At 41.8% G+C, this 26779-nt stretch carries 27 protein-coding genes and 1 tRNA gene; 21 read left to right on the top strand and 7 right to left on the bottom strand.

Annotation, left to right across the window (positions count from 1 at the left end; translation table 11 throughout):
- Positions 1 to 101 precede the first annotated feature (101 nt).
- The 4 genes from SSIN_RS10020 to rpmH all read left to right on the top strand — a co-directional run bounded on the left by SSIN_RS10020 (position 102) and on the right by rpmH (position 1553).
- Positions 102 to 350, top strand: a complete 249-nt coding sequence (locus SSIN_RS10020) for a hypothetical protein (RefSeq protein ID WP_052076747.1) — start codon at positions 102 to 104, stop codon at positions 348 to 350.
- A 37-nt stretch (positions 351 to 387) separates the two neighbouring features.
- The gene (locus SSIN_RS01305) at positions 388 to 813 is read left to right on the top strand and encodes a hypothetical protein (RefSeq protein WP_052076746.1); all 426 of its coding nucleotides are present in this window, start codon (positions 388 to 390) and stop codon (positions 811 to 813) included.
- A 27-nt stretch (positions 814 to 840) separates the two neighbouring features.
- Positions 841 to 1158, top strand: a complete 318-nt coding sequence (locus tag SSIN_RS01300) for a hypothetical protein (protein WP_052076745.1) — start codon at positions 841 to 843, stop codon at positions 1156 to 1158.
- Positions 1159 to 1418: 260 nt separating this feature from the next.
- The gene (rpmH, locus tag SSIN_RS01295) at positions 1419 to 1553 is read left to right on the top strand and encodes a 50S ribosomal protein L34 (RefSeq protein ID WP_000831902.1); all 135 of its coding nucleotides are present in this window, start codon (positions 1419 to 1421) and stop codon (positions 1551 to 1553) included.
- 230 nt (positions 1554 to 1783) lie between these two features.
- On the opposite strand, the gene SSIN_RS01290 is transcribed toward rpmH, so the two are convergent.
- Genes SSIN_RS01290 through SSIN_RS01280 form a run of 3 tightly spaced genes read right to left on the bottom strand, consistent with a single transcriptional unit; the run spans position 1784 to position 3902 of the window.
- Positions 1784 to 3196 (bottom strand): DUF4153 domain-containing protein, encoded by a 1413-nt coding sequence (locus SSIN_RS01290; RefSeq protein WP_037614842.1) that lies wholly within the window; start codon positions 3194 to 3196, stop codon positions 1784 to 1786.
- A gap of 2 nt (positions 3197 to 3198) precedes the next feature.
- On the bottom strand, positions 3199 to 3417 hold the full coding sequence (locus SSIN_RS01285) for a helix-turn-helix domain-containing protein (RefSeq protein WP_002899126.1): 219 nt from the start codon (positions 3415 to 3417) through the stop codon (positions 3199 to 3201).
- A gap of 8 nt (positions 3418 to 3425) precedes the next feature.
- Entirely contained in the window at positions 3426 to 3902 is a 477-nt protein-coding gene (locus SSIN_RS01280) for a DUF2975 domain-containing protein (protein ID WP_037614838.1), read from the bottom strand.
- A 272-nt stretch (positions 3903 to 4174) separates the two neighbouring features.
- Between SSIN_RS01280 and SSIN_RS01275 the strand changes: the two genes are divergently transcribed.
- The 6 genes from SSIN_RS01275 (at position 4175) to rsmA (ending at position 11831) form a co-directional block, all read left to right on the top strand.
- Entirely contained in the window at positions 4175 to 5191 is a 1017-nt protein-coding gene (locus SSIN_RS01275; RefSeq protein WP_084578599.1) for a winged helix-turn-helix transcriptional regulator, read from the top strand.
- A 133-nt stretch (positions 5192 to 5324) separates the two neighbouring features.
- On the top strand, positions 5325 to 6557 hold the full coding sequence (locus SSIN_RS01270) for an MFS transporter (RefSeq protein ID WP_037614833.1): 1233 nt from the start codon (positions 5325 to 5327) through the stop codon (positions 6555 to 6557).
- Positions 6558 to 6659: 102 nt separating this feature from the next.
- On the top strand, positions 6660 to 7430 hold the full coding sequence (locus tag SSIN_RS01265; protein WP_037614830.1) for a TatD family hydrolase: 771 nt from the start codon (positions 6660 to 6662) through the stop codon (positions 7428 to 7430).
- A complete protein-coding gene (rnmV, locus tag SSIN_RS01260) occupies positions 7396 to 7986 on the top strand; it encodes a ribonuclease M5 (RefSeq protein ID WP_052076744.1) in 591 nt (196 codons plus the stop codon). Before SSIN_RS01265 ends, rnmV begins: the two co-directional genes overlap by 35 nt.
- A gap of 2 nt (positions 7987 to 7988) precedes the next feature.
- The gene (locus tag SSIN_RS01255) at positions 7989 to 10820 is read left to right on the top strand and encodes a tetratricopeptide repeat protein (RefSeq protein WP_425314563.1); all 2832 of its coding nucleotides are present in this window, start codon (positions 7989 to 7991) and stop codon (positions 10818 to 10820) included.
- A gap of 138 nt (positions 10821 to 10958) precedes the next feature.
- Positions 10959 to 11831, top strand: a complete 873-nt coding sequence (gene rsmA / locus SSIN_RS01250) for a 16S rRNA (adenine(1518)-N(6)/adenine(1519)-N(6))-dimethyltransferase RsmA (RefSeq protein ID WP_037614851.1) — start codon at positions 10959 to 10961, stop codon at positions 11829 to 11831.
- 118 nt (positions 11832 to 11949) lie between these two features.
- On the opposite strand, the gene SSIN_RS01245 is transcribed toward rsmA, so the two are convergent.
- Positions 11950 to 12032: transfer RNA gene (locus SSIN_RS01245), tRNA-Leu, on the bottom strand.
- Between the two features lie 101 nt (positions 12033 to 12133).
- On the opposite strand from SSIN_RS01245, the gene rsgA reads away from it, so the two are divergent.
- The 10 genes from rsgA to fusA all read left to right on the top strand — a co-directional run bounded on the left by rsgA (position 12134) and on the right by fusA (position 21947).
- Entirely contained in the window at positions 12134 to 13006 is an 873-nt protein-coding gene (gene rsgA / locus SSIN_RS01240; protein WP_037614827.1) for a ribosome small subunit-dependent GTPase A, read from the top strand.
- Positions 13007 to 13025: 19 nt separating this feature from the next.
- Entirely contained in the window at positions 13026 to 13685 is a 660-nt protein-coding gene (gene rpe / locus SSIN_RS01235; protein ID WP_037614824.1) for a ribulose-phosphate 3-epimerase, read from the top strand.
- Positions 13678 to 14310: a thiamine diphosphokinase gene (locus SSIN_RS01230; protein WP_037614823.1), complete on the top strand. Its 633-nt coding sequence runs from the start codon at positions 13678 to 13680 to the stop codon at positions 14308 to 14310. Before rpe ends, SSIN_RS01230 begins: the two co-directional genes overlap by 8 nt.
- Position 14311: 1 nt before the next feature.
- Positions 14312 to 15568: a DNA recombination protein RmuC gene (locus SSIN_RS01225; RefSeq protein ID WP_037614821.1), complete on the top strand. Its 1257-nt coding sequence runs from the start codon at positions 14312 to 14314 to the stop codon at positions 15566 to 15568.
- The gene (locus SSIN_RS01220; protein ID WP_037614819.1) at positions 15558 to 16502 is read left to right on the top strand and encodes a 3'-5' exoribonuclease YhaM family protein; all 945 of its coding nucleotides are present in this window, start codon (positions 15558 to 15560) and stop codon (positions 16500 to 16502) included. Before SSIN_RS01225 ends, SSIN_RS01220 begins: the two co-directional genes overlap by 11 nt.
- Before the next feature lie 218 nt (positions 16503 to 16720).
- Positions 16721 to 17542, top strand: coding sequence for a pur operon repressor (gene purR, locus SSIN_RS01215; RefSeq protein ID WP_037614848.1), 822 nt, complete (start codon positions 16721 to 16723; stop codon positions 17540 to 17542).
- A 9-nt stretch (positions 17543 to 17551) separates the two neighbouring features.
- Positions 17552 to 18148 (top strand): prolipoprotein diacylglyceryl transferase, encoded by a 597-nt coding sequence (locus SSIN_RS01210; RefSeq protein ID WP_052076743.1) that lies wholly within the window; start codon positions 17552 to 17554, stop codon positions 18146 to 18148.
- Between the two features lie 387 nt (positions 18149 to 18535).
- On the top strand, positions 18536 to 18949 hold the full coding sequence (rpsL, locus tag SSIN_RS01205; RefSeq protein ID WP_005591658.1) for a 30S ribosomal protein S12: 414 nt from the start codon (positions 18536 to 18538) through the stop codon (positions 18947 to 18949).
- A 19-nt stretch (positions 18950 to 18968) separates the two neighbouring features.
- The gene (gene rpsG, locus SSIN_RS01200; protein ID WP_005591659.1) at positions 18969 to 19439 is read left to right on the top strand and encodes a 30S ribosomal protein S7; all 471 of its coding nucleotides are present in this window, start codon (positions 18969 to 18971) and stop codon (positions 19437 to 19439) included.
- Positions 19440 to 19865: 426 nt separating this feature from the next.
- The gene (gene fusA, locus SSIN_RS01195; RefSeq protein WP_037614817.1) at positions 19866 to 21947 is read left to right on the top strand and encodes an elongation factor G; all 2082 of its coding nucleotides are present in this window, start codon (positions 19866 to 19868) and stop codon (positions 21945 to 21947) included.
- Positions 21948 to 22151: 204 nt separating this feature from the next.
- On the opposite strand, the gene SSIN_RS01190 is transcribed toward fusA, so the two are convergent.
- A complete protein-coding gene (locus SSIN_RS01190) occupies positions 22152 to 22778 on the bottom strand; it encodes an ATP-binding cassette domain-containing protein (protein ID WP_052076742.1) in 627 nt (208 codons plus the stop codon).
- Positions 22775 to 23725, bottom strand: coding sequence for an ABC transporter permease (locus tag SSIN_RS01185; RefSeq protein WP_244880068.1), 951 nt, complete (start codon positions 23723 to 23725; stop codon positions 22775 to 22777). The genes SSIN_RS01190 and SSIN_RS01185 overlap by 4 nt, the downstream gene beginning before the upstream one ends.
- A 790-nt stretch (positions 23726 to 24515) precedes the next feature.
- Between SSIN_RS01185 and gap the strand changes: the two genes are divergently transcribed.
- Complete coding sequence (gap, locus tag SSIN_RS01180) at positions 24516 to 25526, top strand: type I glyceraldehyde-3-phosphate dehydrogenase (protein ID WP_000260673.1); 1011 nt, start codon at positions 24516 to 24518, stop codon at positions 25524 to 25526.
- 492 nt (positions 25527 to 26018) lie between these two features.
- Here the strand turns inward: gap and SSIN_RS01175 are convergent, their stop codons facing one another.
- Complete coding sequence (locus tag SSIN_RS01175; RefSeq protein ID WP_037614812.1) at positions 26019 to 26720, bottom strand: hypothetical protein; 702 nt, start codon at positions 26718 to 26720, stop codon at positions 26019 to 26021.
- Positions 26721 to 26779: the final 59 nt, after the last annotated feature.

Raw genomic sequence — 26779 nt, 5'->3', positions numbered from 1 at the left:
CTGCGGTGGTTTTACCCACTACAGAAATTATAGAGCCATAAATCTTAACCAGCTGAAAGGCTGGTTTTGTACTATATCTGTAAAGGTCAGGAGAATAATTTATGAAAAAACAAGCTATTCTTGTGGCGCTTACTTTCTTGATGCTCGTTGGCTGCAGCCAAGAAAATATGAAAAATCAGTCAGATTTTTCTTCATCAACTACAGAAAAAATAAGGACATCAGGGAAGGATGAAAAGACTTCAGAAGGTAAAGAAATATCATCTAAGCCTTCTGAAGCATCTGCAGAACTCCCGTTCAGGCATGGCAGACGTGTTCAAGCAAAACGAACTCTTATATGCTTCGACCCTTGACAAATTAAAGTCTGATCAGTCTGAAGGACATGCTCAGATGTATACATTTTATGATATTGATGATAATGGGATAGCAGAATTGTTGACGGGGCATCTGTCTACGAATGGTGATTATTATTTAGCAGCTATTTATTACTTGAATCAAGGAGTTTCGACTTATTTGGCACAATCGAGGGTTGCTTTGGCAGGTGGAAGTAGGGAAAGTGCTACGATATATACAGATGGGACAGTATTCTATGCATGCTGGCATTCACTGCACTCTGAGGCTAACGGTTATCTTTATAAATTGAGGAGTGATAATACAGGCTTCGATATAGAAAAAGAGGGAGAATTTCAGGTAGCTGGGGTAAAACCTGATGATGAACGCAGTGCGAACTCTATTTTTAGCTTAGGTTCAAAAACTCCCTTAGATCTGACTTCGCTGCTTTGGAAGGACATTTCTTCCTATTCATCAAATTCATAAAGAGAAGAATACCCAGAAGGGGATGATATGTCACTTTTCCCAGCTATTGAAGTTTTGCTGGCTGAGCAAGGCAGAAAGTTTAATTCGCCAGACAAGGCAGGAGGCCTGCGAGAGATGATGTTAGATTTGAAAGCCAAGGGGGAGGCGGCTTGTCAGGAGTTTGCAAATTTCAGTGTTTCCTTGGAGGTCAGTTTTATCAAGTGTCAAAAGAATGATCAGAGTCTAGCCAAGCAAAACCGAGTTTTGACTGTTTTAATCAAGATGCCGACCTATTATTTTGCCCAGATAGAGGGTGTGAGTCAGCATTTCGAAGGAACAGAGAAAAATCGCCAGCTCGGTTCGTAAAGTTTTGGTTAAAGAGGGATGTCAATCTGTCTCAGGCTCCAACCAAGCAGCAGGTTTTGTCCGAGCTCCAGCAGGCTATACTTAGCTTGGTTTCCTTCTATGAAGTGACTCGATTTGAATGATTGCGTTTTCAAAACAAACATTTATCCTAATGCTATTGACAAACGGAATAGAATCAGATAGAATAGTAAGGTATGTTTAGTAACTGATCACAACTAGCCGGCTAAACGAATACAAGAATCTAAGAGGAGGTATTCATCGTGAAACGTACTTATCAACCAAGTAAAATCCGTCGTGCGCGTAAACATGGTTTCCGCAACCGTATGTCAACTAAAAACGGTCGTCGCGTATTGGCAGCTCGCCGTCGTAAAGGGCGCAAAGTTTTGGCTGCATAATCCAAACGATTTATCAAGAAACCAGCGGAGACTCGAGACCGCTGGTTTTTCTATGTCTCTTAGGAAATCCAGTCTGCAAGACACAGATGGGGTGAGAGACATTGATACTGAGGAGGGAAATGAAGTTAGTGCTGCACGGCGACGCTTGAGAATGAAATTTCAACCAAAAAAACCAGAAAGAAAATCATATTCTTTCTGGTTTTTTGAATGTATTCAAGAACCATTGCTTATCATCCCGCTGGTAAAAGCATTGGGTAAAGATAGCAGAGCAAGGTAAAGCTAATCAGGGCGTAAAAGATACCGATACGAATAGCTTGGATAGGTTTATAGAAACGAATCAGGGTCAGTAGGCACCAGACTAAGAGCACTAGGATGAACCAGGCTGAAATCAGACGCAGCGGTGTTGGTCCGTAGAGGTAGATGTAGATGCCAAATAATTTCCAGCCGGCTAGCAAGGCCAGTAAGCCTGCAAAGATAAAGAGAATAGTAGCTGCTAGTCGCGTTCCTTTCTGGTCCCAGAGCGGTTTTTTGGCAATCAGATAGAAGACGCCTAGAACTGCAAAGTTGAGAATGGATACCCGAACCAACTGCCAGAAGCCAGCTACGGCGACAGTCGAAGCATTCTGTGGAGAAATAGCTTGAACCACTGTTCCGCCGCTTAGGAGCTGACCAAGCTCACTCAGACCGGTCAGGAAGAAGAGTGCATAGGTCAGGCAGAGGCTACCGATGATAATGTAGGCTGCGAAAGCAGGAGCGACTCGCAAGGGGCGAATGCTTGCTTGAAATTTTTTGTAGCTAAGTTTAGTATCTTTTTTATCTAACAGACTGCCAGCTATGAGGCCATACAAGTAAAGACTGACGGGGACAGCTAGGCAGGCTTGGAAGAGAATCACGCTGCTATCAATACTTGAAAAGAGGGAGTCAAGTAGATTCTCGATAAAATCAGCGGTATTGCTGAAGAATGAGGCAAAGCTGTCTGAAACTTGACTCAGCTGGGACCAGACAAAGTAGACCAAGATTCCTGCGACAAAGAAACTGCTGGCTATAATAGCAAGCTGCTGGAGTCTTTTTGAAAACAGACCATCAGAACTGTCGGAAGTATCAGACTGATTACCTTGTATAAAGACCAGAATAGCAGCAATGAAATTTTTAAAGGGTAGGATGCAGAAAGCTTGAATCGTGTCAAACCAGACCATGATACCCAAACGCCCTTGGCTTAACCAACCTGTGCGGGATAGGATATAAAAGGCGAATGAGATATGGATGGCTAGAAATTGGAAAAATTCTAGCTGGCGATGAAGTCCCCAGATACTTAAAGCTAGAGCCTGAGCTAGTGTCATGATAAGAAAGATTCGAGCCTCTAACCTGCTGTCAAGATTCTTTATTTGCAGGGATGGATAGTCTAATTTTTTGATAAGAGCTTCACTCAATAGTACGAAGCCAATGGTGACAGGAAAAAAGGCTAGGGTTTGATTATTAATGAAGACAGCAGAATAAAAGTAGGTGAAAAGATAAAGAAGCGGATAGCTGATTTTAAAGAATCGCAGTTGCTTGTCCTCTAGGCCTGTGAAGATGGTCTGTCGTTCTGCTTCTGCGGGCAGACAAGGCTGGACATTCATCTGTTCTTGTGCTGGATATTCCATAATTATTTCTCCTCCTCATCGTCAGGGATATACTCCAAAATATCGCCAGGCTGGCAGTCTAATTCACGGCAGAGAGCATTGAGTGTTGAAAAACGGACAGCCTTGGCTCGATTGTTTTTTAGAATAGATAAGTTGGCTGGTGTTAGGTCAATCAATTCTGCTAAGCGTCCGGCACTAATCCGTTTTTGCGCCATGACAAGGTCTAAATTTATCTGAATCATAGTCCCTCCTAAATGGTGTAGTCTACTTCTTCTTGCAGCTCAATTGCCTTGCCAAAAGCGTTGCGGATCACCCGAATAATCAAGGTTAAAATGCAGCAAGAAACGGCTACGAGGAGCATAGGCATATAAACTGTTAAGCCCATAAAGAAAGAAATGAGGGCGACAATCCCGACTTCCCAGCCCAGATAGCGCATATATTGAACATTTTGTTTAATGAAGACCTGATTCTTCCCAATGCGGCTGAGGAGCCGATAGAGATGTACAATGCAGGCCAGAGCCAGGCAGCCCAGAACATAGCCGAGCAGAAGTAAAATCCAAAAGCGAGTTTTCCCTTGAAAGAAAGGAGAGGGAAATTCGATGACTAGCTTGACAACCCAAGGTCCAACGGATATCAGGACAATGGAAGCAATAAATAAAAGGTTGAGGCTGATTTTCGTAAGCACAATGCTCATATCTTCAGTTGTTTTTTGTCTTGTCTTTGACATGGATTCCTCCAAATAATTTCTATTTTTACTTACTATATCACAAAATATATCGATAATCAATAACAATCTATCGAAATTTAATAAAAAATTATCAAAAAACGACAAATTCGGTTCCTGTCAAGCACTGAAAGAATGATAAATACCTGCTGGGGCAGACGAAGAGAAAAAAGCTCTTGTCCGTTTGTCTGACTTTTTTGGTATAATGAAAGGCAGGAATAGTCTGGCTTTGCTGGTCGGAGGTCGAGAGAATAATACAAGAAAGGAAAGAGTCCATGGGTCTAAAAAATCTTCATTACCGTAGTAAAATATATGAATTTCTCATGGTACCTGCTATCGTTTCAAGGGAAGATAAGTATATGTGGAAGGATTTGCGACAGGATCAAAAGGAGCTACTGCTTGATATGCAGCCCTATTATGATCAGCTTTATCAGGCTTTACTTCCTCTGAAAAGCAAGCTGGTTGCGGTCGGTTTATTTGAAGAAGCTACGGTAGGGTTGGCACCGCTCCTTTATCTCTACTTACTGGAAAAAGGAGAAGATCCAAGTAATTTAGAGGAAGTATTGAAGTATTTGAGAGCTTTAGACACAGATCAAATCCTCTATTGTCTAGAACTCAAGCTTTCTGCTGGGAAAGTTGCCAATAGAAGTCAGGAAGATTTGTTGGCTTTTCTAGAGGCTAGTGACAAGTCTCCGGAGAATAAATGGTATTGGTATCAAGCTATTCAGCATCCAGAGCAGCTGCGGGATCGGCTAGCTTTCTTACTGGAAGAAGTCTTCAAACTTTATCAGCCGATTTATGATCAGTTTGAGCAGGAAGTCTTGGTTTTTGAAAAAGACTTTAGCCTATCTGACATGTTTGACGATGAAGCGCTGAAAGCTAAGTTGCTTGGGAATGAAACACATGTCTTTGTCTTATCGCCCATATTTATAGACTTCTTTTTTGAAAAAATTCCTGATTTTAGCTCTTATTTCTTGGTCGTTTCGACGAGAAGTTCCCAGGTGTCCCAGACAGGATCGGAGCTTGATGATGAAACGCTCGCTCTGACCTTAAAAACTCTTGGAGATGAAACTCGCTATAAAGTCTTGATTGAGCTGATTCAGCCACATGCCAAGAATAAGGATATTGCGAAAAAGCTAGGACTCACAAGAGCTTCTATCTCTTTCCATACGCAGAAGTTGCTAAACTCTGGCTTGCTGGAGCTTGTGATGGATGACGATTCTGTGAAATACACAGTCAATAAAAAATTGATTCAAAAAATTATAGACAAGTTCAATCAGGATTTAAAATAGCTGAAGAAAGCCTAGATTTATTCTAGGTTTTTATTTTTTGTAAAACAATCATTTAACTACAAATTGACAAACCTTTAATGAAATGCTATTATTCTGTTAAACAAAGGTCTAATAAAAATAAAGGAGTCACTTTATGAACATCTTTCTAAAAAATAGAAATTTCCGTCAGTTGCTCATCAATCAATGGATTTCAGGTTTTGGCGATATTGTGTTTTATTTAGCTTTGATGAACTATGTTTCTGCCTATTCCTTTGCTCCGCTTGCGATTTTCATCATTTCGGTTTCTGAAACTTTGCCTCAGTTCATTCAAGTTTTTACTGGAGTTGTGGCCGATTTTCAAAAGAACCGCACCCAGAAATACCTGTTTATACAGTTCAGCAAGGTCGTACTATACAGTTTGGTAACGCTTTTGCTGTTTGGACGAGACTTCTCTTTCTTGATTCTGCTTGTGATTTGCTTGATAAATTTTCTGTCGGATAGTTTGAGTTATTTTTCAGGTGCCATGCTGACACCTGTCTATATCAAGGTGATTGAGCAGGATATGACATCTGCTATGGGCTTTCGGCAGGCTAGTATGAGTCTGGTTCATATCTTGGGCAATCTAGCTGGCGGTTTTCTTATTACTTGGATGAGCATCGGAGCTTTGGCTGGCCTAAATACCTTGACTTTTGTGCTGGCCTACTTGGGCTTTAGACAGATTAGTAAGAATCTGCATGACTTAGAGCCGACCCTCAGCAATGACAAGGAGTTAACTAAAGCAAATTATTGGAAGCACCTGTTAGCTTCTCTGAAAGTCTTGCTGGGATTGAAAGATGTTGTGAGACTACTCTTGATTTCATCCTTAGGTCAAGTTATTCTAAATATCCTGACGCCAGTAGCGACTCTGCTATTGCTCAAAAAAACTTTTGGAAATCTGCAGGTCGGTCAGTCTCTTGCCTTACTGATTGTTTTCAGTTCTGCGGGATTGATTTTGGGGAACATTTTGAGTGGCAGTTTACTGAAAAAACTGTCGACCAAGCTTGCTATGTATGCTAGCCAATTGTTTGAAGGCTTTATTCTTTGCGGTTTTTTCTTGCGGGATTTTTTACTTGTCTTGATAGCGACCTTTGCTTGTGCCGTTGTGGTAGGTCTGCTGAGTCCTAGATTGCAGAAATCTGTCTTCAGCCTGATACCAGAAGAGTCCATGGGATCCATCCAGTCAGCTATTAACTTATTTAGCATGGCTGTTCCAGGTATTTTATCCATGCTCTTGATAGCCCTTGCTAGTAGTATGGGGATTTCCTACATTCTCCTTCCACTTGTATTAATGCTGTTATTGTCTTTCTGGCTCATTATTCCGATGGGAGATTTGGATACGGATAGTTGACGAATAACAATTTCCTCGTTTTTCTGGTTTGGATAGAGTGGCTTCTGCATTTTTAGGTCATTTTTGGTATAATGAAGAACAGGAAATACAAGGAAGTAAAGCATGAAAATTTTTGACACACACACCCATTTAAACGTGGAAGAATTTGCTGGTCGAGAGGCAGAAGAGCTCCAGCTAGCTACAGAAATGGGCGTCAGCAAAATAAATATCGTCGGTTTTGACCGGCCGACCATTGAGCGTGCCTTGGAGTTGGCCGACAATTATGAGCAAATTTACGCTACGATTGGCTGGCATCCGACTGAGGCTGGTACTTATGATGAGGCGGTGGAAGCCTATCTGCTGGATAAGCTTGATCATCCAAAAGTGGTGGCTCTGGGTGAGATTGGTCTGGATTATCACTGGATGACAGCGCCCAAGGAAGTGCAAGAGCGAGTGTTCCGCCGACAAATCCAGCTTTCCAAAGAGTTAGACCTGCCCTTTGTCGTCCACACACGTGACGCATTGGAGGATACCTATGAGATTATCAAGAGTGAGGGTGTGGGACCAAGAGGTGGCATCATGCACTCTTATTCTGGTTCTTTGGAAATGGCAGAGCGTTTTATCGAGCTGGGGATGATGATTTCCTTTTCTGGAGTCGTCACTTTTAAAAAAGCGATGGATATTCAGGAGGCTGCGCAGAACCTGCCTTTGGACAAAATCCTCGTCGAGACAGATGCACCCTATCTGGCACCTGTTCCCAAACGCGGCCGAGAAAACAAAACAGCCTATACTCGCTATGTTGTAGAGAAAATTGCTGAACTGCGTGGGTTGACGGTCGAAGAAGTAGCGCAGGCGACCTATGAAAATGCAAAGAAGGTGTTTGGGCTTGACTGAAAAGATAAAAATCCCGCAAGTTGTTGTTGTGGAAGGGCGTGATGACACAGCCAATCTCAAGCGCTATTTTGATGTTGAGACCTATGAAACTAGAGGTTCTGCCATTAGCGATGCGGATATCGAGCGGATTCGCCGCTTGCAGGACTTGCATGGAGTTATTGTTTTTACAGATCCTGACTTCAATGGCGAGCGGATTCGCCGTCTGATCATGACGGAAATTCCCACTGTCCAACATGCTTTCCTCAAGCGCGACGAAGCAGCTCCCAAGTCTAAGACCAAAGGACGCTCACTAGGTATTGAGCACGCTAGTTTTGAAGACTTAAAGACAGCCCTCGCTGGGGTAACCAGCCATTTTGAGTCAAGCAGCGATTTTGATGTAACAAAGAATGACCTCGTGCGACTGGGACTAGTCATGGGAAGCGACAGCCGTCAGCGCCGAGAGTATCTGGGCGAAGAGCTCCGCATCGGCTATTCTAACGGCAAACAGATGCTCAAGAGATTAGAACTGTTTGGAGTAACTTTGGCGGAAGTGGAAGAAGTGATGAAGAGGTATTAGGAATGGACGAAAAAGAATGTAATTTAGAACAAAGTAAAGCAGAGTTAGATAAGCTCTTTTACTTATCAGCCAAGGAGACAGATAAGACTGCCTGTGAAGCTCTAGCAGAAAAAGCAAGAATAATTTATGAACAATATCCAGAATCAGAAAACATTGCTTTGCCGTATGCCATGATTTTGTTCAATTTATCAACCAAGCAGACTGTGTTGAAGGAACCGATGGCTACTGCTGAAAAATTAGAGAAATTGCAGCAAAAATTCCAAGATTCGCATGATATAGCTTTGCCATATGCCATGATTTTGGTTAATTTATCAGCAAAGCAGACTGTGTTGAAGGAACGGATGGCTACTACTAAAAAATTAGAGAAATTACAACAAAAATTCCAGGAATCGCATGATATAGCTTTGCCGTATGCTCGGATTTTGGTTAATTTATCAACCAAGCAAACTGAATTGAAAGAACGGGAGGCTTCTGTTGAGAAATTACAAGTTTTGCAACAACAATTTCAAGACTCTCCTGATATAGCAGAAGCATTGGCTCGGATTTTATTCAATTTATCAAACAAGCAGACTGAGCTGAAAGAGCTAGAGACTACTGCCGAAAAATTAGAGAAATTACAGCAACAATTCCAGGATTCGCCTGATATAGCTTTGCCGTATGCCATGATTTTGGTTAATTTGTCAACCAAGCAAACTGAGTTGGAAGAACTAGAGACCACTGCTGAAAAATTAGAGAAATTACAGCAACAATTCCAGGATTCGCCTGATATAGCTTTGGATTATGCTAAGATTTTGGTTAATTTATCAGCCCAGCAGCCTGAGTTGAAAGAGCGGGAGGTTACTGCTGAGAAATTACAGGTCTTACACAAACACTTTCCAGATTCGCCTGTTATAGCAGAATCGAATGCTATGGCTTTGTTTAATTTATCAATCAAGCAGCCTGAGTTAAAAGAACTGGAGGCTAGTGTTGCGAAATTACAGGTCTTGCATCAACAATTCCCTGACTCGCCTGATATAGCTTTGGATTATGCTAATATTTTGGTTAATTTATCAGCCCAGCAGCCTGAGTTGAAAGAGCTAGAGACTACTGCCGAAAAATTAGAGAAATTACAGCAACAATTCCAGGATTCGCCTGATATAGCTTTGCCGTATGCCATGATTTTGTTTAATTTATCAATCAAGCAGCCTGAGTTAAAAGAACTGGAGGCTAGTGTTGCGAAATTACAGGTCTTGCATCAACAATTCCCTGAATCGCCTGATATAGCTTTGGATTATGCTAAGATTTTGGTTAATTTATCAGCCCAGCAGCCTGAGTTAAAAGAACTGGAGGCTAGTGTTGCGAAATTACAGGTCTTGCATCAACAATTCCCTGACTCACCTGATATAGCAGAAGAGTATGCTATGGCTTTGTTCAATTTATCAATCAAGCAGCCTGAGTTGACGGAACTGGGGGTTGCTGTTGAGAAATTACAGGCTCTACATGAGCACTTCCAAAAATCTGAAATAATCGCTTTTATATATGGTGTGTTCTTAGCAAGCTTATTTGATCAACAAACAGAGATAGATGAACGTCTTCAAACAATAGAAACAATCAAAAAACTCTATGAACAATTCTCCACATTTATGTTACAAAATTTTGATGATCTATTTTTTTATTATGATAATGTTTTTGATAGTGAGGTGTACAAGCTATTCAACTTTATCTTAAAAGAGGGTCTTTTAAAGAATACTAAATATGCTATTTTACAACCATGGGCAGAGCATTATAAAGAAGACTCGGATGAACTAAATAATCTGCTGTCGATTTATCAATATGTTCAAAAAATTAAGTATCAACTGGGATTGAAAGACGAAGATAAAAAGGAAAATATAAAGTTTGGTCATTACACCAAAGGGAGTGTGCTTCAAAGTCTATTGGATCAGAAGGAGGGATCAAGCTTTTCTATAGTTGGAAAAACTCGTTTGAATAATGCGAATTATATGAATGATCCTGAGGAAGGTATCATCATAGAAAAGATCTTGGGTTTAGATAGACGAGATGCTTTGGAGCCAAGTTCATGGTTTTTAATGAGCTTTACGATTAAAACGGATGATTTAGCCATGTGGTCCCAGTATGGTGATGATGCCAAAGGTGTTTGTATTGTGCTTCGGGAGGATAACTTTTCTAGATTTTCATCCGTCAATGATGTTTCTTGGCGTCGAGAAAAAATCTCTTTAGAATTTTCTGATAAGATGTATCTAATGAAATCTGGATTAAATAGTGGTTTTGAAAAATCTATCTTTCGGAGGGAGAGTGAGAATTCAGTCGATACTGTTAATGATGAAGGAACTGAACCGAATTTTGAAGAAAAAGATAGTTTTTCAAAAGGAAATGTAGATTATCTCTACCGAATAGCCTATGTTAATGATTCAGGTGGTGAGTTTAGCATAGAAAAAACGGAACTCTTTAACGACGATGAAATCAAAAAATTAGAAGAATTCTTGGAAGCTTTAAAGGAAAACATAGATAAGGATTTGAACAAAGGAGATGATTTTTATCAAAAAGCGATTTCTGACTGTATAGAGGAAATTCGTTACTTATTTAAATCTGTAGATTACAAATATGAGGACGAGTTGCGTATCTTGCGCTATGCCAATTTAGACCCTAGCAATGAGGAAATCAAGATCGATAAGTCTTCTGGGATAGGTAAACTTTATGTAGAACGTGAACATCCAATTCAAATCGGGGAAGTCATTTTCGGTCCTAAGTTTCCAAATCCTGAATACATAACTCCCCTGTTGAAGCTTTTGGATAAAGATATTGCATTTAAAAAATCTAGGATAAAATTTAGATAAAGGGTTCTATGAGCTACATATCATATAAGGATTCAATAGGCAAAATGGAGTTGGAGCATTTCCAAGCTTTCTGAAATATGCTAGAATAGAAGCAGATGAAAGAAAGGAAGAATGCAGCTTGACTGCATTCATTATAAAATGAGAATTGCAGACTATAGTGTGACCCGTGCCATTCTGGAGCGTCACGGTTTCACCTTTAAAAAATCGTTCGGTCAGAATTTCCTGACTGATACCAACATTCTCCAGAAGATTGTGGATACCGCCGAGATTGACAAGCAAGTCAATGTCATCGAAATTGGTCCCGGTATTGGGGCATTGACGGAGTTTTTGGCGGAAAATGCCGCCGAGGTCATGGCTTTTGAGATTGATGATCGGCTGGTGCCCATTTTGGCAGATACTCTGCGCAATTTTGACAATGTGACCGTGGTCAATCAGGATATCCTCAAGGTTAATCTGGCTCAGTACATAGCAGAGTTTAAGAATCCAGACCTGCCTATCAAGGTAGTGGCAAATCTGCCTTACTATATCACGACACCGATTCTCATGCATTTGATTGAGAGCGGGATTCCTTTTAGTGAGTTTGTCGTTATGATGCAGAGGGAAGTGGCGGACCGGATTTCGGCTCAGCCGAATACCAAGGCTTACGGCAGTTTGTCGATTGCGGTGCAGTATTACATGACGGCCAAGGTTGCCTTTATCGTGCCACGGACAGTCTTTGTGCCAGCTCCAAATGTGGATTCGGCCATTCTCAAGATGGTGCGCAGAGACCAGCCAGCAGTTGCGGTCCAGGACGAGAAATTCTTTTTCAAGGTTTCCAAGGCCAGCTTTGTCCATCGTCGGAAAACTCTCTGGAATAACTTGACTAGTCATTTTGGCAAAGCAGAGGAGACCAAAGCCAAGTTAACAGCCGCTTTAGAGCAAGCTGAGTTATCTCCAAGTGTTCGAGGAGAGGCTTTGGCTTTAGCAGATTTTGCCCGTCTGGCAGATGCCTTGAAGGCGCAAGGTCTATAAGATATTGAAAACCAGCCCTGTCTGAAAAGGGCTGGTTTTTCTGAAAGATATTTCAGGAGACTTTCAAAATTTTCTAAAAGAAAAACTCTTGTCAAATTGGACAAGAGTTCCTGTTCAATGCGGAGGAAGGGATTTGAACCCTCACACCCGTACGGGCACATGCGCCTGAAGCATGCGTGTCTGCCGTTCCACCACCTCCGCTCGAACTCTATTATACCATTTTTTTTGAAAATGCCAATAGTAAAAGCCAAATATCTGTCTTTTTTTGATATAATAATTGTATTAACTTTAAAGGAGCAGTCTTGCAAGGAATAATTATCAAAGCCTTGGCTGGCTTTTATTATGTAGAGTCAGACGGGCAGGTTTATCAGACCAGAGCGCGGGGAAATTTCCGCAAAAAAGGTCAGACCCCATATGTGGGTGACCATGTTGAGTTTTCAGCGGACAAGGATTCTGAGGGCTACATTTTAAAAATTGCAGAGCGAAAAAACAGCCTCGTTCGACCACCCATTGTCAACATTGATCAGGCAGTTGTCATCATGAGTGCTAAAGAGCCGGACTTCAATGCCAATCTCTTGGATCGTTTTCTGGTGCTTTTGGAGCACAAGGGCATCCGCCCCCTCATTTATCTGAGTAAGTTGGATCTGCTAGAGGATGAAGGGAGCTTGGATACTTATGTTCAGGTTTATCAGCAGATTGGCTATCAGGTACTTCAGTCTGTTGAGGATTTACTGCCACTTCTGACAGGGAAAATCACTGTTTTCATGGGCCAGACGGGTGTTGGAAAGTCCACTCTGCTCAATAAAATTGCACCAGACTTGCAGTTAGAAACAGGAGAAATTTCTGAAAGTCTGGGGCGCGGCCGCCATACGACACGGGCGGTAAGCTTTTATAATCTTAACGGAGGAAAGATTGCGGACACCCCAGGTTTTTCTTCGCTGGATTATGAGGTGGACAGGGCCGAAGATCTGAATGCTGCCTTTCCGGAGATTGCCGAGATGAGTCGGGATTGCAAATTTCGAACCTGCACCCATACGCATGAGCCAGCTTGTGCCGTCAAACCAGCTGTAGAAGCCGAGCAAATTGCTTCTTTTCGTTTCGAAAACTACCTGCAGTTTCTCAGTGAAATCGAGAACCGTCGTGAAACTTATAAAAAGACAGCTAAAAAAATTTAAACAAAAGAAAGGAATCATCATGAAAACATTTAAAATTGCTCCCTCTGTTCTGAGTGCGGATTATGCTAATTTTGAGACGGAATTGAAGAAGCTAGAAGCTAGCGGGGCAGAATATGCCCATCTGGATGTGATGGATGGACATTTTGTACCCAATATTAGCTTTGGTGCCGGTGTTGTAGCAAGTATGCGTCCCCACAGCAAGATGGTTTTTGACTGCCATCTCATGGTATCCAATCCTGAGCATCATATTGAGGAATTTGCTCGGGCGGGTGCGGATATTATCAGCATCCATGTCGAAGCCACACCGCATATTCATGGAGCTTTGCAGAAGATTCGTGCGGCAGGTGTTAAGCCTAGCGTTGTTATCAATCCTGGAACGCCAGTCGAAGCGATTAAAAATGTCTTGAATCTAGTGGATCAGGTCCTAGTCATGACAGTGAATCCAGGCTTTGGCGGTCAGGCTTTTCTGCCAGAAACCATGGATAAGATTCGTGAACTGGTCGTTCTGCGGGAAGTTAATGAGCTGAACTTTGATATTGAGGTTGACGGTGGGATTGATGACAAGACGATTCAGATGGCTAGAGAAGCTGGCGCCAATGTTTTCGTAGCAGGTAGCTATGTCTTCAAAGGTGATGTCAGTCATCAAGTACAGACCTTGAGGGATGCGCTAGATGCCTAGAATTGCCCTTTTTGCCGGTGGTGATTTGACGGAGTTCAGTCAGGATTTTGATGTTTTTGTCGGAGTTGATCGTGGCGCCTTTTATTTGCTAAAGCAGGGCTTGCCTCTGGACTTAGCGGTTGGCGATTTTGACTCTGTTTCCGATGAAGAATTGCTGCGCATAAAAGCTAGCGCCAAGGAAGTCATTCAGGCTCAGCCTGAAAAGGATGATACGGACTTGGAATTGGCAGTTCTGGCTTGCCTTGAGCGCTATCCAGATGCTTATCTGACGATTTTCGGCGCTTTTGGCGGTCGTCTAGACCATGCTCTGGCCAACATTTTCTTACCCAGCAACGATAAAATCGTCCCCTATATGGAACGGCTGACCTTAGTGGATGCCCAGAATTGCATCCGCTATGTTCCCTCTGGTCGTCATGAAATTAAGCCAGTGGAAGGCATGAACTATCTAGCCTTTATGCCGACAGAGGATGTGGCTCTGACCATTGAAGGAGCTAAATATCCTTTAAATGAAAGGAATTTTTTCTTTAAAAAAGTCTATGCTTCTAACGAATTTATAGATAGACCTGTATTTTTATCCTTTGACAAGGGTTATACGGTTGTTATTTACAGTAAAGATAGGAGTTGATATGGAATATATCATCATCATCCTGCTTATCATCAATCTGGTCTTTCTCTATTTCTTCTGGCAAAGACAGGGGCAGCAGGAGCAGGCAATCAAAGTCTTGTTAGAAGAGCAGGAAGATCATCTGTCCGACCAGCTGGATTACCGCTTTGATCAGGAAAGACAGCAGGAGGCTCTTCGGCAAAAAGATCTGGAAATTATTCTGGGAGATCGGCTAGCAGAAGTTCGAACAGATTTGCATCGACATTTGACGGATTTACGAACAGAAATGGCGGAGAGTTTCAGCAAAAATCGAGATAAAACCGATGAGCGGATGCGTCAAATTCAGGAGTCCAATGACTTGCGGCTGGAGCAGATGCGCCAGACCGTTGAGGAAAAATTGGAGAAGACTTTGCAGAGTCGCCTGCAGACCTCCTTTGAGACGGTGTCCAAGCAGCTAGAGTCTGTCAATCGTGGTTTAGGAGAGATGCAGACGGTGGCTCGGGATGTGGGCAGCCTCAATAAGGTTCTTTCCAATACCAAAACCCGCGGCATTATGGGCGAGCTCCAGCTGGGACAAATTATCGAAGACATCATGACCCCCAGCCAGTATGAGCGCGAATTTGCCACAGTGGCAGGTTCTAGTGAGCGCGTGGAGTATGCTATCAAATTGCCGGGACAGACGGAGCAGGACTATGTCTACCTGCCTATTGACTCCAAGTTTCCTCTGGCGGATTACTACCGCTTGGAAGATGCTTATGAGTCTGGCAACAAGGAAGAGATTGAACTTTACCGTAAGTCGCTGTTGGCTAGCGTCAAGCGCTTTGCCAAGGATATCAACAGTAAATATCTAGCTCCGCCGGCTACGACTAATTTTGGGATTATGTTTTTGCCAACGGAAGGTCTCTATTCCGAAGTGGTTCGCAATCCAGAGTTTTTCGACGGTCTACGGCGAGATGAGCAGATTGTCGTGGCGGGTCCATCTACCTTGTCAGCCCTGCTCAACTCTCTCTCGGTTGGCTTTAAAACCCTGAATATCCAGCGTAGCGCAGATGACATCAGCAAGGTTTTGGGCAGTGTCAAGCTGGAATTCAATAAATTTGGCGGCATTCTAGCCAAGGCTCAGAAGCACCTGAAGAACGCTTCTGGCAGCATCGATGAGTTACTGACTCGCCGAACCAATGCCATTGAAAGAACGCTGCGGCATATTGAATTGTCTGACCAAGACCTTCAGTTACACTTGCTAGATATTCCAGATGAAAGGGAAGACTATGAAAATTAATCAAATGAAAAAGGATGAATTGTTTGAAGGATTTTATCTGATTAAGTCAGCCGAAGTCCGACAGACTAGAGCTGGGAAAAATTACCTCGCCTTCACTTTCCAAGATGATACCGGAGTGATTGAAGGGAAATTGTGGGATGCCCAGCCCCATAATGTAGCAGAATTTACAGCGGGAAAAGTCGTCCACATGCAAGGTCGTCGCGAAGTCTACAATAACACCCCGCAGGTTAATCAGTTGACCCTGCGCCTGCCAAAAGCTGGTGAGCCCAACAATCCTGCTGATTTCAAAGAAAAACCACCTGTTGATCAAAAAGAATTGCGGGAATACTTGGCTCAGATGATTTTTCGGATTGAAAATCAAGTCTGGCAGCGCGTGGTCCGCTCGCTTTATGGCAAATACGATAAGGAATTCTATTCCTACCCAGCAGCGAAAACCAATCACCATGCTTTTGAGTCAGGTCTAGCCTTTCACACAGCTACCATGGTCAAACTAGCGGATGCGATTGGCGACATCTATCCTCAGCTCAATAAAAGCCTCCTTTTTGCAGGGATCATGCTGCACGACTTGGCCAAAGTCATTGAGCTGACCGGCCCAGAAAACACGGAATACACCGTGCGAGGCAATCTGATTGGGCATATTGCACTGATTGATGAGGAACTGACTAAAACCTTGGCGGAGCTGAAAATCGATGATACAAAAGAAGATGTCATCGTTTTGCGACATGTCCTCCTCAGTCATCACGGCCTTCTTGAATATGGCAGCCCCGTTCGTCCAAAGATTATGGAGGCCGAAATCCTGCACATGATTGACAATCTGGACGCTGAGATGATGATGATAACCGCGGCTCTGTCTCTCGTTGCTCCAGGAGAAATGACCAATAAAATATTCGCACTGGAAAATCGTTCCTTCTATAAACCAAAAATTGACAAGTGAAATACGAAAAATGGGCATTATATTTAGTATAATGTTCGTTTTTTTGCTAGAGTATGATATAATGAAAAAAATAAAATAAATACTCTTAGAAAATCTCTTCAAACTTTATTATCTTCAACAGTCTGAGTAGTTGGTTTATGCTGGAAATGCCTGGAGATCCTTTAGGCTTTTTCATATCAGTTTGTGGAGGATTTTTATTGAGTCAAATTGGTGAAAAAATGAAATTAAGAAGAAGTGAGCGGATGGTGGTTATTTCCAATTATTTGATTAACCACCCTTATGAATTGACAAGTTTAAACACATTTGCAGAAAAATATGAGTCTGCTAAGTCCTCCATCTCAGAAGATATTGTAATCATCAAGCGCGCCTTTGAGGAAATTGAAATTGGAACAATTGAAACCATTACAGGAGCTGGTGGAGGTGTTATCTTTACCCCTTCAATCTCAGAGAAAGATGCAAGAATTATTGTTCAAGATTTGTGTGCTCAATTATCTGAAAGTAATCGGATTCTTCCTGGTGGCTATATCTATTTGTCAGATTTGCTCAGTACGCCGTCTATCCTCAATAATATCGGTCGCATCATTGCCAAAGCCTTTAAAGGTCAAAAGATTGATGCTGTCATGACGGTTGCGACCAAGGGGGTTCCACTTGCCAATGCTGTCGCTAATGTCTTGAATGTTCCCTTTGTCATTGTGCGGCGCGACCTGAAAATCACTGAGGGTTCAACGGTCAGTGTCAACTACGTTTCTGGTTCTAGCGGGGATCGGATTGAAAAAATGTTCCTCTCAAAACGCAGTCTTAAGGCCGGAAGTCGGGTCCTCATCGTCGATGACTTCCTCAAGGGTGGCGGAACGATTAATGGGATGGTTAGCCTTTTGTCTGAGTTTGATTCAGAGTTGGCGGGTGTGGCTGTCTTTGCAGATAATGCCCAAACCACCCGTGATCATCTGGATTATAAATCGCTTCTGAAGGTAACCAATATTGATGTTAAATCGAATACGATTGATGTTGAAGTTGGCAATATATTTGATAAAAATTAGGAAAGTAAGATGAAAAGTTTATTTGATAAATTGGAGCAGAGTTCAATCTTTGTGCGTTTAGGAATAGTATTGTTTTTAGTGGTTGTTTTAATTTCAGGTTTTATATTTGTCAAACCAACACAGAAAACCGGGCAATCTACTAAAATAGTTAGCTACAGCAGACGGTCAAGTTCTAGCAAAGCCGGCTCCAGCAGTAACGCTTCATCAGACAGTACGGTACAAGAGGCAGAGTCTGCTGTTAAAAAGCTAGAAGAGGAGCAGACTGCTGAGAATCTTTCTCAAGCTCAAGAAGCAGTTGACAAGGTAAAAGATGAGGCGGTTAAGGAGAAACTGCAAAGTAGAATTCAGGCGGTGAGAGATGCGATGTCTTCGAACCAAGCACCGACGGATTCTTCTGAACCTGTTTCAGAACAGCAGCAATCTGCTTCACCGGCGGCGCCAGTTTATCGATCTCCTGCCGTCTCAACTGAGACGCCATCTCAGCCACAAGAAAATCCAAGTCCTGCTCCGTCTTCAAATCCAGAACCTACTCCAAGTCCATCTTCTGCCACACCGGATCCTTCTTCAGATGCTGGCTCAACCCCTCAGCCTTCAAGCGGAGAATAACAGGATTATAGAAATGCTTGAGGCACTGGCATTGTTTTGTGATAAAAGGATCTCTATAAAATATTCTGATGGTTTGAATCATATTTCAGAAACTAAGAAACTCTCAATAGTGCTGTAAAAGCAGCTTTTTGAGAGTTTTTTATGATTAAGCATCAAGGGGAAGAACATATAGTTATTAAGAAACTAAAAAGCTGAATGGGAGTAAAAAATAAACAAAAAGTATTGACTAAGCAATGCCTCTATGTTACAATGATAAACGGTACTTTTTACTTTTGGTCTCTCAAAAGTGTACAGAGACGTGCTGACAAATGTTGCAAAAGTACACACAGATGGTAGCTGTCACCAAGTGTATCATCACCAAAATTAAAAAAATACAGGAGAATGTAGATGCCTACAATTAACCAATTGGTTCGCAAACCGCGTAAATCAAAAGTAGAAAAATCTAAATCACCAGCTTTGAACGTTGGTTACAACAGCCACAAAAAAGTTCAAACAAACGTATCTTCACCACAAAAACGTGGTGTTGCAACTCGTGTTGGAACTATGACACCTAAGAAGCCTAACTCAGCCCTTCGTAAATTTGCCCGTGTACGTTTGAGCAACTTGATCGAAGTTACAGCTTACATCCCAGGTATCGGACACAACCTGCAAGAGCACAGTGTGGTGCTTCTTCGTGGTGGACGTGTAAAAGACCTTCCAGGGGTACGTTACCATATCGTCCGCGGTGCACTTGATACAGCAGGTGTTACTGACCGTAAGCAAGGCCGTTCTAAATACGGTACTAAGCGTCCAAAAGCATAAGGAAAGGGGATAAAGATAAATGAGTCGTAAAAACCGTGCGCCTAAGCGCGAAGTATTGCCAGATCCGCTTTACAATTCACAATTAGTTACTCGTCTTATTAACCGCGTTATGCTTGATGGTAAGCGTGGTACAGCAGCTTCTATCGTTTACGGAGCTTTTGAGCAAATCAAAGAAGCTACTGGAAATGATGCACTTGAAGTATTTGAAACAGCGATGGAAAACATCATGCCTGTTCTTGAAGTACGTGCTCGTCGTGTCGGTGGTTCAAACTACCAAGTACCGGTTGAAGTTCGTCCAGAACGTCGTACTACACTTGGCCTTCGTTGGTTGGTAACAATTTCACGTGGTCGTGGTGAACACACTATGCAAGATCGTCTTGCAAAAGAAATCATGGATGCTGCTAACAACACTGGTGCAGCAGTTAAGAAACGCGAAGATACTCACCGTATGGCAGAAGCTAACCGTGCCTTCGCACACTTCCGTTGGTAATATAGGATGCGAAAGCGTTAAGAAAGTCCAAGAGAAAATAGGGAATCGAAGCAGGTTGCGACTGCAACCAATGAGATTCATCTTTTTCTCCAGACTTTTAGCTTGAGCTCAACTAAATAAGATACTAAGGGCGTTGAAAAAGCGACTGAAAATTAGGAGGCTTGACGAAGAATTGGAGATTCTAGGAAAGCTTATCTATTTTCCGAGCTTTTAGTCCGAGTTCAATTAGAACACATAGTGTTCCGTGCGAATTCAAATCAGCTAAAGAGTATTTAGCTCTTAGTTTTAACTCAACTTGTCAATTTTCTAAGTTGAAACCAACAAAAACAAGATAAACATTAAGAACGGGTAGGTCCTGCCTATCCGTTTTTTCTAAATAATGTTATAATAAATTGTAAAATAAATTAAATAGGAGAAAACAACCTCATGGCACGCGAATTTTCACTTGAAAAAACTCGTAATATCGGTATCATGGCTCACGTCGATGCTGGTAAAACAACAACTACTGAGCGTATTCTTTACTACACTGGTAAAATCCACAAAATCGGTGAAACTCACGAAGGTGCGTCACAAATGGACTGGATGGAGCAAGAGCAAGAACGTGGTATCACTATCACATCTGCTGCAACAACAGCTCAATGGAACAACCACCGCGTAAACATCATTGACACACCAGGACACGTGGACTTCACAATCGAAGTACAACGTTCTCTTCGTGTCTTGGATGGTGCGGTTACCGTTCTTGACTCACAATCAGGTGTTGAGCCTCAAACTGAAACAGTTTGGCGTCAAGCAACTGAGTACGGAGTTCCACGTATCGTATTTGCTAACAAAATGGACAAAATCGGTGCTGACTTCCTTTACTCAGTAAGCACACTGCACGATCGTCTTCAAGCGAATGCTCATCCAATCCAATTGCCAATCGGTGCTGAAGATGACTTCCGTGGTATCATCGACTTGATCAAGATGAAGGCTGAAATCTATACTAACGACCTTGGTACAGATATTTTGGAAGAAGATATCCCAGCTGAATACCTTGAGCAAGCTCAAGAATACCGTGAAAAATTGGTGGAAGCAGTTGCTGAAACTGACGAAGAATTGATGATGAAATACCTTGAAGGTGAAGAAATCACCAACGAAGAATTAAAAGCTGGTATCCGTAAAGCGACTATCAATGTTGAATTCTTCCCAGTATTGTGTGGTTCAGCCTTCAAGAACAAGGGTGTTCAATTGATGCTTGATGCAGTTATCGACTACCTTCCAAGTCCACTTGACATCCCAGCTATCAAGGGTATCAACCCAGATACAGATGAAGAAGAAACTCGTCCAGCATCTGACGAAGAGCCATTCGCAGCTCTTGCCTTCAAGATCATGACTGACCCATTCGTAGGTCGTTTGACATTCTTCCGTGTTTACTCAGGTGTGCTTCAATCAGGTTCTTACGTATTGAACACTTCTAAAGGTAAACGTGAACGTATTGGACGTATCCTTCAAATGCACGCTAACAGCCGTCAAGAAATCGACACTGTTTACTCAGGTGATATCGCTGCTGCTGTTGGTTTGAAAGATACTACAACTGGTGACTCATTGACAGATGAAAAAGCTAAAATCATCCTTGAGTCAATCAATGTTCCAGAACCAGTTATCCAATTGATGGTTGAACCAAAATCTAAAGCAGACCAAGACAAGATGGGTATCGCCCTTCAAAAATTGGCTGAAGAAGATCCAACATTCCGCGTTGAAACAAACGTTGAAACTGGTGAAACAGTTATCTCTGGTATGGGTGAGCTTCACCTTGACGTCCTTGTTGACCGTATGCGTCGTGAGTTCAAGGTTGAAGCGAACGTAGGTGCTCCTCAAGTATCTTACCGTGAAACATTCCGCGCTTCTACTCAAGCACGTGGATTCTTCAAACGCCAATCTGGTGGTAAAGGTCAATTTGGTGACGTTTGGATCGAGTTTACACCAAACGAAGAAGGAAAAGGCTTCGAGTTTGAAAATGCTATCGTCGGTGGTGTGGTTCCACGTGAATTCATTCCAGCGGTAGAAAAAGGTTTGGTTGAGTCAATGGCTAACGGTGTCCTTGCTGGTTACCCAATCGTTGACGTGAAGGCTAAACTATACGATGGTTCATACCACGATGTCGACTCATCTGAAACAGCCTTCAAGGTTGCGGCTTCACTTGCATTGAAAGAAGCTGCTAAGACTGCTCAGCCTGCTATCCTTGAGCCAATGATGTTGGTAACAATCACTGTTCCTGAAGAAAACCTTGGTGACGTTATGGGTCACGTAACAGCTCGTCGTGGACGTGTTGATGGTATGGAAGCGCATGGTAACAGCCAAATCGTTCGTGCCTATGTTCCGCTTGCTGAAATGTTCGGTTATGCAACAGTTCTTCGTTCAGCATCACAAGGACGCGGTACCTTCATGATGGTATTTGACCACTACGAAGATGTACCTAAGTCAGTACAAGAAGAAATCATTAAGAAAAACAAAGGTGAAGCATAATAGCTTGTTTAAAGACAAGAGGCTGGGACAAAAGTCCGACCTCAAATATAAAAAGCGAACAAAACTAGTTTTCTGGTAATCAGAATTCTGCTTTGTTCGCTTTTTGCATTTAATTATAAATTTGAAGGGCTTAATAATTAAGATTTTTAAAAATTGAAATCTTTTTGTCCCAGCCTCTTTGGCAGCTAAAATGAATGGAATATCTCAGGCATTGTTACCTTTAAACTTCAGTAGATTTAGAGCATTGGCTGGATCAAAGTCCTCAATTGCTGTCAGGGAATTCTTGCTAAGAAGATAGACTGTATCACAAATTTTGAAAACTTCTGATAGATTGTGAGAGGTTAGCAGAATGATTTTTTGTGTACTGTATTCTTTTAATAGTTCATAGGCTGTAGATCGTCTCAGCTCGTCAAGACCATCCAGCAGTTCGTCCAAGATAATAAGGTCGCTGGGAAGGGACAAGATATAGAGAAAGGCGAAGAGCTCTTTCATACCTAGAGAGTATTTTCCGATTTTTTTATTTAAATAATCCGCTCCGCCCATCTTTTCTAGATTTTCCTGGAAAACGTTCTGTTCTTCTGGGCTTAAGAGCTGCAGATAGTCCTGAGCCGACAAGTGTTTATCAAAAATATCCAAATTAGGAATGTAGGCGACTTTTCCGCTTTGGAGTTGTCCTCTGAACCCTTTGACTTCTCCATTAATCAGGCTGAAGAGCGTGCTCTTACCAATCCCGTTGGGACCGATAATGCCGTATAGACCCGGATCAGACAGCTCAAAGCTTAAATCCTCAATTATAGCTGTGGTGAGATTTTTAATCCTTAATTCTATCATGCTTTCCCCTCCTTGCGATAGTAGAAATTTTTATAGAGTCGATAGGAGACTAATGTAAAGATCAGGCTCAGTGTTAGCAGGTAAATAATCCCTATCAGAAAGGCATTTTTAGGAAGTATGCTAGCATCGTTGAGGATCTGGCCATAACCTAGGTATTCAAAAGGGAAGAACTGTTTGAAGGGCTGGAACAATTCTTCCTGAGCCAAAGTGAGAAAACCAGTCAGGAAAACAATAACGAGACCAATGACAACTAAGCTTTTTTTGAATATGAGAGCCAGAAACTGGCCCAGACTGGCCAGGAAGATTAGAGCGACTAGGAAGAGGATGATTGTTTGCAAGCTAATCTGCCAGATAGGTACAATGGTTCGACCTAGAAGATATGGATAGCTCCAGGTACCGAAGCTGTCTAGCAGGCCCTTGGCTACATATAGGGTAGTGAAGAGTAGGAGGGTGGTCAGAAAGGTCACTAGGATAGGCACCAGCAGTTTAATGAGCAAATGCTTAAGTTTTCGGCCTCCCAGCAGTTGATAAAAGCGAATCTGAGAGCTCTCAATCTCACTGCTAAGGGAATCGGCTATGAGGACGGTGATGAGAACAAAGATGGTAGTAGAGGACAACCAGCCTGTCATGATATGGCCTATGCTAAAGGCAGCTTCGCTTGTGTTATTAAGTGTAAGGCTTGGAGTTCCTCCGACTGCTTTCACAGCTTCGCGGTAGCGGATACTGGCCCTTAGATTTTTATAGCTATCGGAGTTCTTATCTGTCATAGTGTCAAGCTGGGCCAGTAAGCTCTGATATTCCAGCTGGCTAACTTTCTCTAGATCCTTTTTTTCTAAAGCAGCCAATTCTTCTGATAGGAGCTTTTCTTTTTCTTGTTCCTGACTAAGCTGTTGGGAGCGAACTTGATCGTCGGGATTCAGTTTGACTTGATCTTGTAAATTTTTCACCGATTGTTTGCTTTGTTGGAGCTGCTCTCTGATAAAAGCCAGATTGCTGTCAAAACTCTGCTTGTTTATTGTTGTTTGGTAAAAGGCAAATAGGCCCAAAAAGATTACTGCCAGCAGATTAGGCAGATTTTATTTTTAGGACTTTTTAGAAAACGCTTGAGTTCAAAATGAAAGAATTCCATATATATACCTCGCACAAAAGTAACATAGAGGCTATCATTATAGCCTCTATGTTAGCTATTAATAAATCTTATAGTGATAGACATAAAGAAATGCTGGATTAATGCCTTCATACCGGTTAATACGTTCTACGTTGGATACGTGAAAACCTGTATGGTAATACAAATTCATCCAAGAATAAGATGTTCGAGTGATTCCATCCATAACAAGATGGATCTCATTTTAGTGTGTATAACTGTGGCTACGTTAGCAGCTGATACGCTCTTTTTCGCACTATGCCAAACAGAGTTGCAAGAATTGCAATCAAAAAATGTTTGCCTAGATATTTATTATTGTATCACAACACATATATTGTGTAAAGCGCTTTCTTGCATAAAAATTAAAATAATTGATTATTTATACAACACAAGAAAATAACAGGGAAGGAGTTGTTTTCTGAAAAGGATTGAAAACTTCTGAAATAAATGATGTCCTTTGTTAATCCTAATGAAATCAGTTGCAATTTCATTCGATAAGTTATATAATAGATATGTTGAAAGGTGATTTGTAGCAACTCAAGTTACTCTTTTCACATAAAAATTTTTTGATTTTCATAAGGAGGAAATCACGAATGGTAGTTAAAGTTGGTATTAACGGTTTCGGTCGTATCGGTCGTCTTGCTTTCCGTCGTATCCAAAACGTAGAAGGTGTTGAAGTTACTCGCATCAACGACCTGACAGATCCAGTAATGCTTGCACACCTGTTGAAATACGACACAACTCAAGGTCGTTTCGACGGAACTGTGGAAGTTAAAGAAGGTGGATTTGAAGTTAACGGAAAATTCGTTAAAGTATCTGCTGAACGTGACCCAGAACAAATCGACTGGGCTAACGATGGTGTAGAAATCGTTCTTGAAGCAACTGGTTTCTTTGCTACTAAAGCAGCTGCTGAAAAACACTTGCACGCTGGTGGTGCTAAAAAAGTTGTTATCACTGCTCCTGGTGGATCAGATGTTAAAACAGTTGTATTTAACACTAACCACGATATTCTTGATGGTACTGAGACAGTTATCTCAGGTGCTTCATGTACTACAAACTGTTTGGCTCCAATGGCTAAAGCTCTTCATGACAACTTCGGTATCGTTGAAGGTTTGATGACTACTATCCACGGTTACACTGGTGACCAAATGGTTCTTGATGGACCACACCGTAAAGGTGACCTTCGCCGTGCTCGTGCTGCTGCAGCTAACATCGTTCCTAACTCAACTGGTGCTGCTAAAGCAATCGGCTTGGTTATCCCTGAATTGAACGGTAAATTGGACGGAGCTGCTCAACGTGTTCCTGTTCCAACAGGTTCTGTAACTGAATTGGTAGCAGTTCTTGATAAGAACGTTACTGTTGATGAAGTAAATGCAGCTATGAAAGCAGCTTCTAACGAATCATACGGTTACACTGAAGATCCAATCGTATCTTCTGATATCGTAGGTATGTCATTCGGTTCATTGTTTGACGCAACTCAAACTAAAGTTCTTGACGTTGACGGTAAACAATTGGTTAAAGTTGTTTCATGGTATGACAATGAAATGTCTTACACTTCACAACTTGTTCGTACTCTTGAATACTTTGCAAAAATCGCTAAATAATTCAAGTGTATGAAAAAAGAGATCCGCGGGATCTCTTTTTTAGTTTTGAGACAAGTATATTTGAGCCGCTTGAATGAATAGTTATTGAGACTCGAGTCAATATGCTATGAACAATGACGAGTACTAATGCGGCTTCATTGGCAACTAGGATAGAAATGAGAATTGGATAGCTTTTGCCCAGCATTAGATTGGACAAGGAAAATAGGATTTTATTTTGCTTTATCTGCTCTATACGGCTTTTTCGAATCCACTTTTACAAATAGCCAAGGGAACTAGGAAAGTTTGCGTGTATAACTTTGAATGGTCTATTATAAAGGACATTGGAATACCAAACTGAGTGAAGATTCAATAAAAAGATTTCAGAAAAATTTTCAAAGCCTGAAACGATGCTATTATAGAGATGGAAAAAGTAATTCTGGGCTGAAAAACAGCAGTTTTGAAGAAAATTGTTTTGGGAAAAGACTTTGGTTAAAATAGGATTTTTACTTAGTATTAAAATGCATTCCATAGAAGGCAAAAGATGAGGACACAGCTCCATGCATTTCCGGATTTTCTTTGAATGACAAGCATGCCGTAAATGAGAATGAATACGGCGACGGCTTCAAATAGAGAAGTTGGATCTAAGCCAATCATTCCATGTATGAGCAGGCAGATTAGAGCGCAAATGAGGGCACCAAGATCGATTCCCTTCGTTTGGTGTGGATAGCGGAGATTGATTTTCCGAGCAATTACAACATAATTAAAGCCTTCCCAGAATCCCCATATAAGAGAAATGAACAAATAACCTAAAATATTTGTCGGAAAAGAACTGGCAAGAATTTCTTTCGTTAAGGAGATTGATTGAAATGGGAGGTAGGTGTGAACTTGTCCTGTAATAATGAGGAAAAGAAGCAAAGGAAGACAGGTAACTGCAGTCTGAATGAGAGATGAGAGGAAATGCTGAGTAAGTAATCCATATTCTTTCCAACTTTCTTTGCGACGAATCATTACCACGCTTGTGCCTAATCCTGCTACACAAAATTGGCAGGCTGCGAGGACAAGAAGGCGGAGCCAGATGGAGACCGATAATTGACGAGTAAAGTCTAATAGCTGCTCTCGGAAAAATAGATAACTGATAAGGGGAAGGATTGTCAAGATAGCGATGCTATTTAAATCTTGGTCGGCTTTCTTTTGAAGGGGAGATAGTTCTGTCATCAAGGGGTCCTCCTTTATTATCCTTATTGTATCTTCTGAATGATGCTGTGTCAAGAAGA

This window comes from Streptococcus sinensis, assembly GCF_000767835.1.
Taxonomy (GTDB): Bacteria; Bacillota; Bacilli; order Lactobacillales; family Streptococcaceae; genus Streptococcus; species Streptococcus sinensis.
This window is presented reverse-complemented; position numbering and strand designations above follow the sequence as displayed.

Excerpts from the sequence above, each read along its gene's own strand:
- SSIN_RS10020 (WP_052076747.1), top strand. The coding sequence starts at position 102 with ATGAAAAAACAAGCTATTCTTGTGGCGCTTACTTTCTTGATGCTCGTT.
- SSIN_RS01305 (WP_052076746.1), top strand. The coding sequence starts at position 388 with ATGTATACATTTTATGATATTGATGATAATGGGATAGCAGAATTGTTG.
- SSIN_RS01300 (WP_052076745.1), top strand. The coding sequence starts at position 841 with ATGTCACTTTTCCCAGCTATTGAAGTTTTGCTGGCTGAGCAAGGCAGA.
- SSIN_RS01290 (WP_037614842.1), bottom strand. The coding sequence starts at position 3,196 with ATGGAATATCCAGCACAAGAACAGATGAATGTCCAGCCTTGTCTGCCC.
- SSIN_RS01285 (WP_002899126.1), bottom strand. The coding sequence starts at position 3,417 with ATGATTCAGATAAATTTAGACCTTGTCATGGCGCAAAAACGGATTAGT.
- SSIN_RS01280 (WP_037614838.1), bottom strand. The coding sequence starts at position 3,902 with ATGTCAAAGACAAGACAAAAAACAACTGAAGATATGAGCATTGTGCTT.
- SSIN_RS01275 (WP_084578599.1), top strand. The coding sequence starts at position 4,175 with ATGGGTCTAAAAAATCTTCATTACCGTAGTAAAATATATGAATTTCTC.
- SSIN_RS01270 (WP_037614833.1), top strand. The coding sequence starts at position 5,325 with ATGAACATCTTTCTAAAAAATAGAAATTTCCGTCAGTTGCTCATCAAT.
- SSIN_RS01265 (WP_037614830.1), top strand. The coding sequence starts at position 6,660 with ATGAAAATTTTTGACACACACACCCATTTAAACGTGGAAGAATTTGCT.
- rnmV (WP_052076744.1), top strand. The coding sequence starts at position 7,396 with ATGAAAATGCAAAGAAGGTGTTTGGGCTTGACTGAAAAGATAAAAATC.
- SSIN_RS01255 (WP_425314563.1), top strand. The coding sequence starts at position 7,989 with ATGGACGAAAAAGAATGTAATTTAGAACAAAGTAAAGCAGAGTTAGAT.
- rsmA (WP_037614851.1), top strand. The coding sequence starts at position 10,959 with ATGAGAATTGCAGACTATAGTGTGACCCGTGCCATTCTGGAGCGTCAC.
- rpe (WP_037614824.1), top strand. The coding sequence starts at position 13,026 with ATGAAAACATTTAAAATTGCTCCCTCTGTTCTGAGTGCGGATTATGCT.
- SSIN_RS01230 (WP_037614823.1), top strand. The coding sequence starts at position 13,678 with ATGCCTAGAATTGCCCTTTTTGCCGGTGGTGATTTGACGGAGTTCAGT.
- SSIN_RS01225 (WP_037614821.1), top strand. The coding sequence starts at position 14,312 with ATGGAATATATCATCATCATCCTGCTTATCATCAATCTGGTCTTTCTC.
- SSIN_RS01220 (WP_037614819.1), top strand. The coding sequence starts at position 15,558 with ATGAAAATTAATCAAATGAAAAAGGATGAATTGTTTGAAGGATTTTAT.
- purR (WP_037614848.1), top strand. The coding sequence starts at position 16,721 with ATGAAATTAAGAAGAAGTGAGCGGATGGTGGTTATTTCCAATTATTTG.
- SSIN_RS01210 (WP_052076743.1), top strand. The coding sequence starts at position 17,552 with ATGAAAAGTTTATTTGATAAATTGGAGCAGAGTTCAATCTTTGTGCGT.
- rpsL (WP_005591658.1), top strand. The coding sequence starts at position 18,536 with ATGCCTACAATTAACCAATTGGTTCGCAAACCGCGTAAATCAAAAGTA.
- rpsG (WP_005591659.1), top strand. The coding sequence starts at position 18,969 with ATGAGTCGTAAAAACCGTGCGCCTAAGCGCGAAGTATTGCCAGATCCG.
- fusA (WP_037614817.1), top strand. The coding sequence starts at position 19,866 with ATGGCACGCGAATTTTCACTTGAAAAAACTCGTAATATCGGTATCATG.
- SSIN_RS01190 (WP_052076742.1), bottom strand. The coding sequence starts at position 22,778 with ATGATAGAATTAAGGATTAAAAATCTCACCACAGCTATAATTGAGGAT.
- gap (WP_000260673.1), top strand. The coding sequence starts at position 24,516 with ATGGTAGTTAAAGTTGGTATTAACGGTTTCGGTCGTATCGGTCGTCTT.
- SSIN_RS01175 (WP_037614812.1), bottom strand. The coding sequence starts at position 26,720 with ATGACAGAACTATCTCCCCTTCAAAAGAAAGCCGACCAAGATTTAAAT.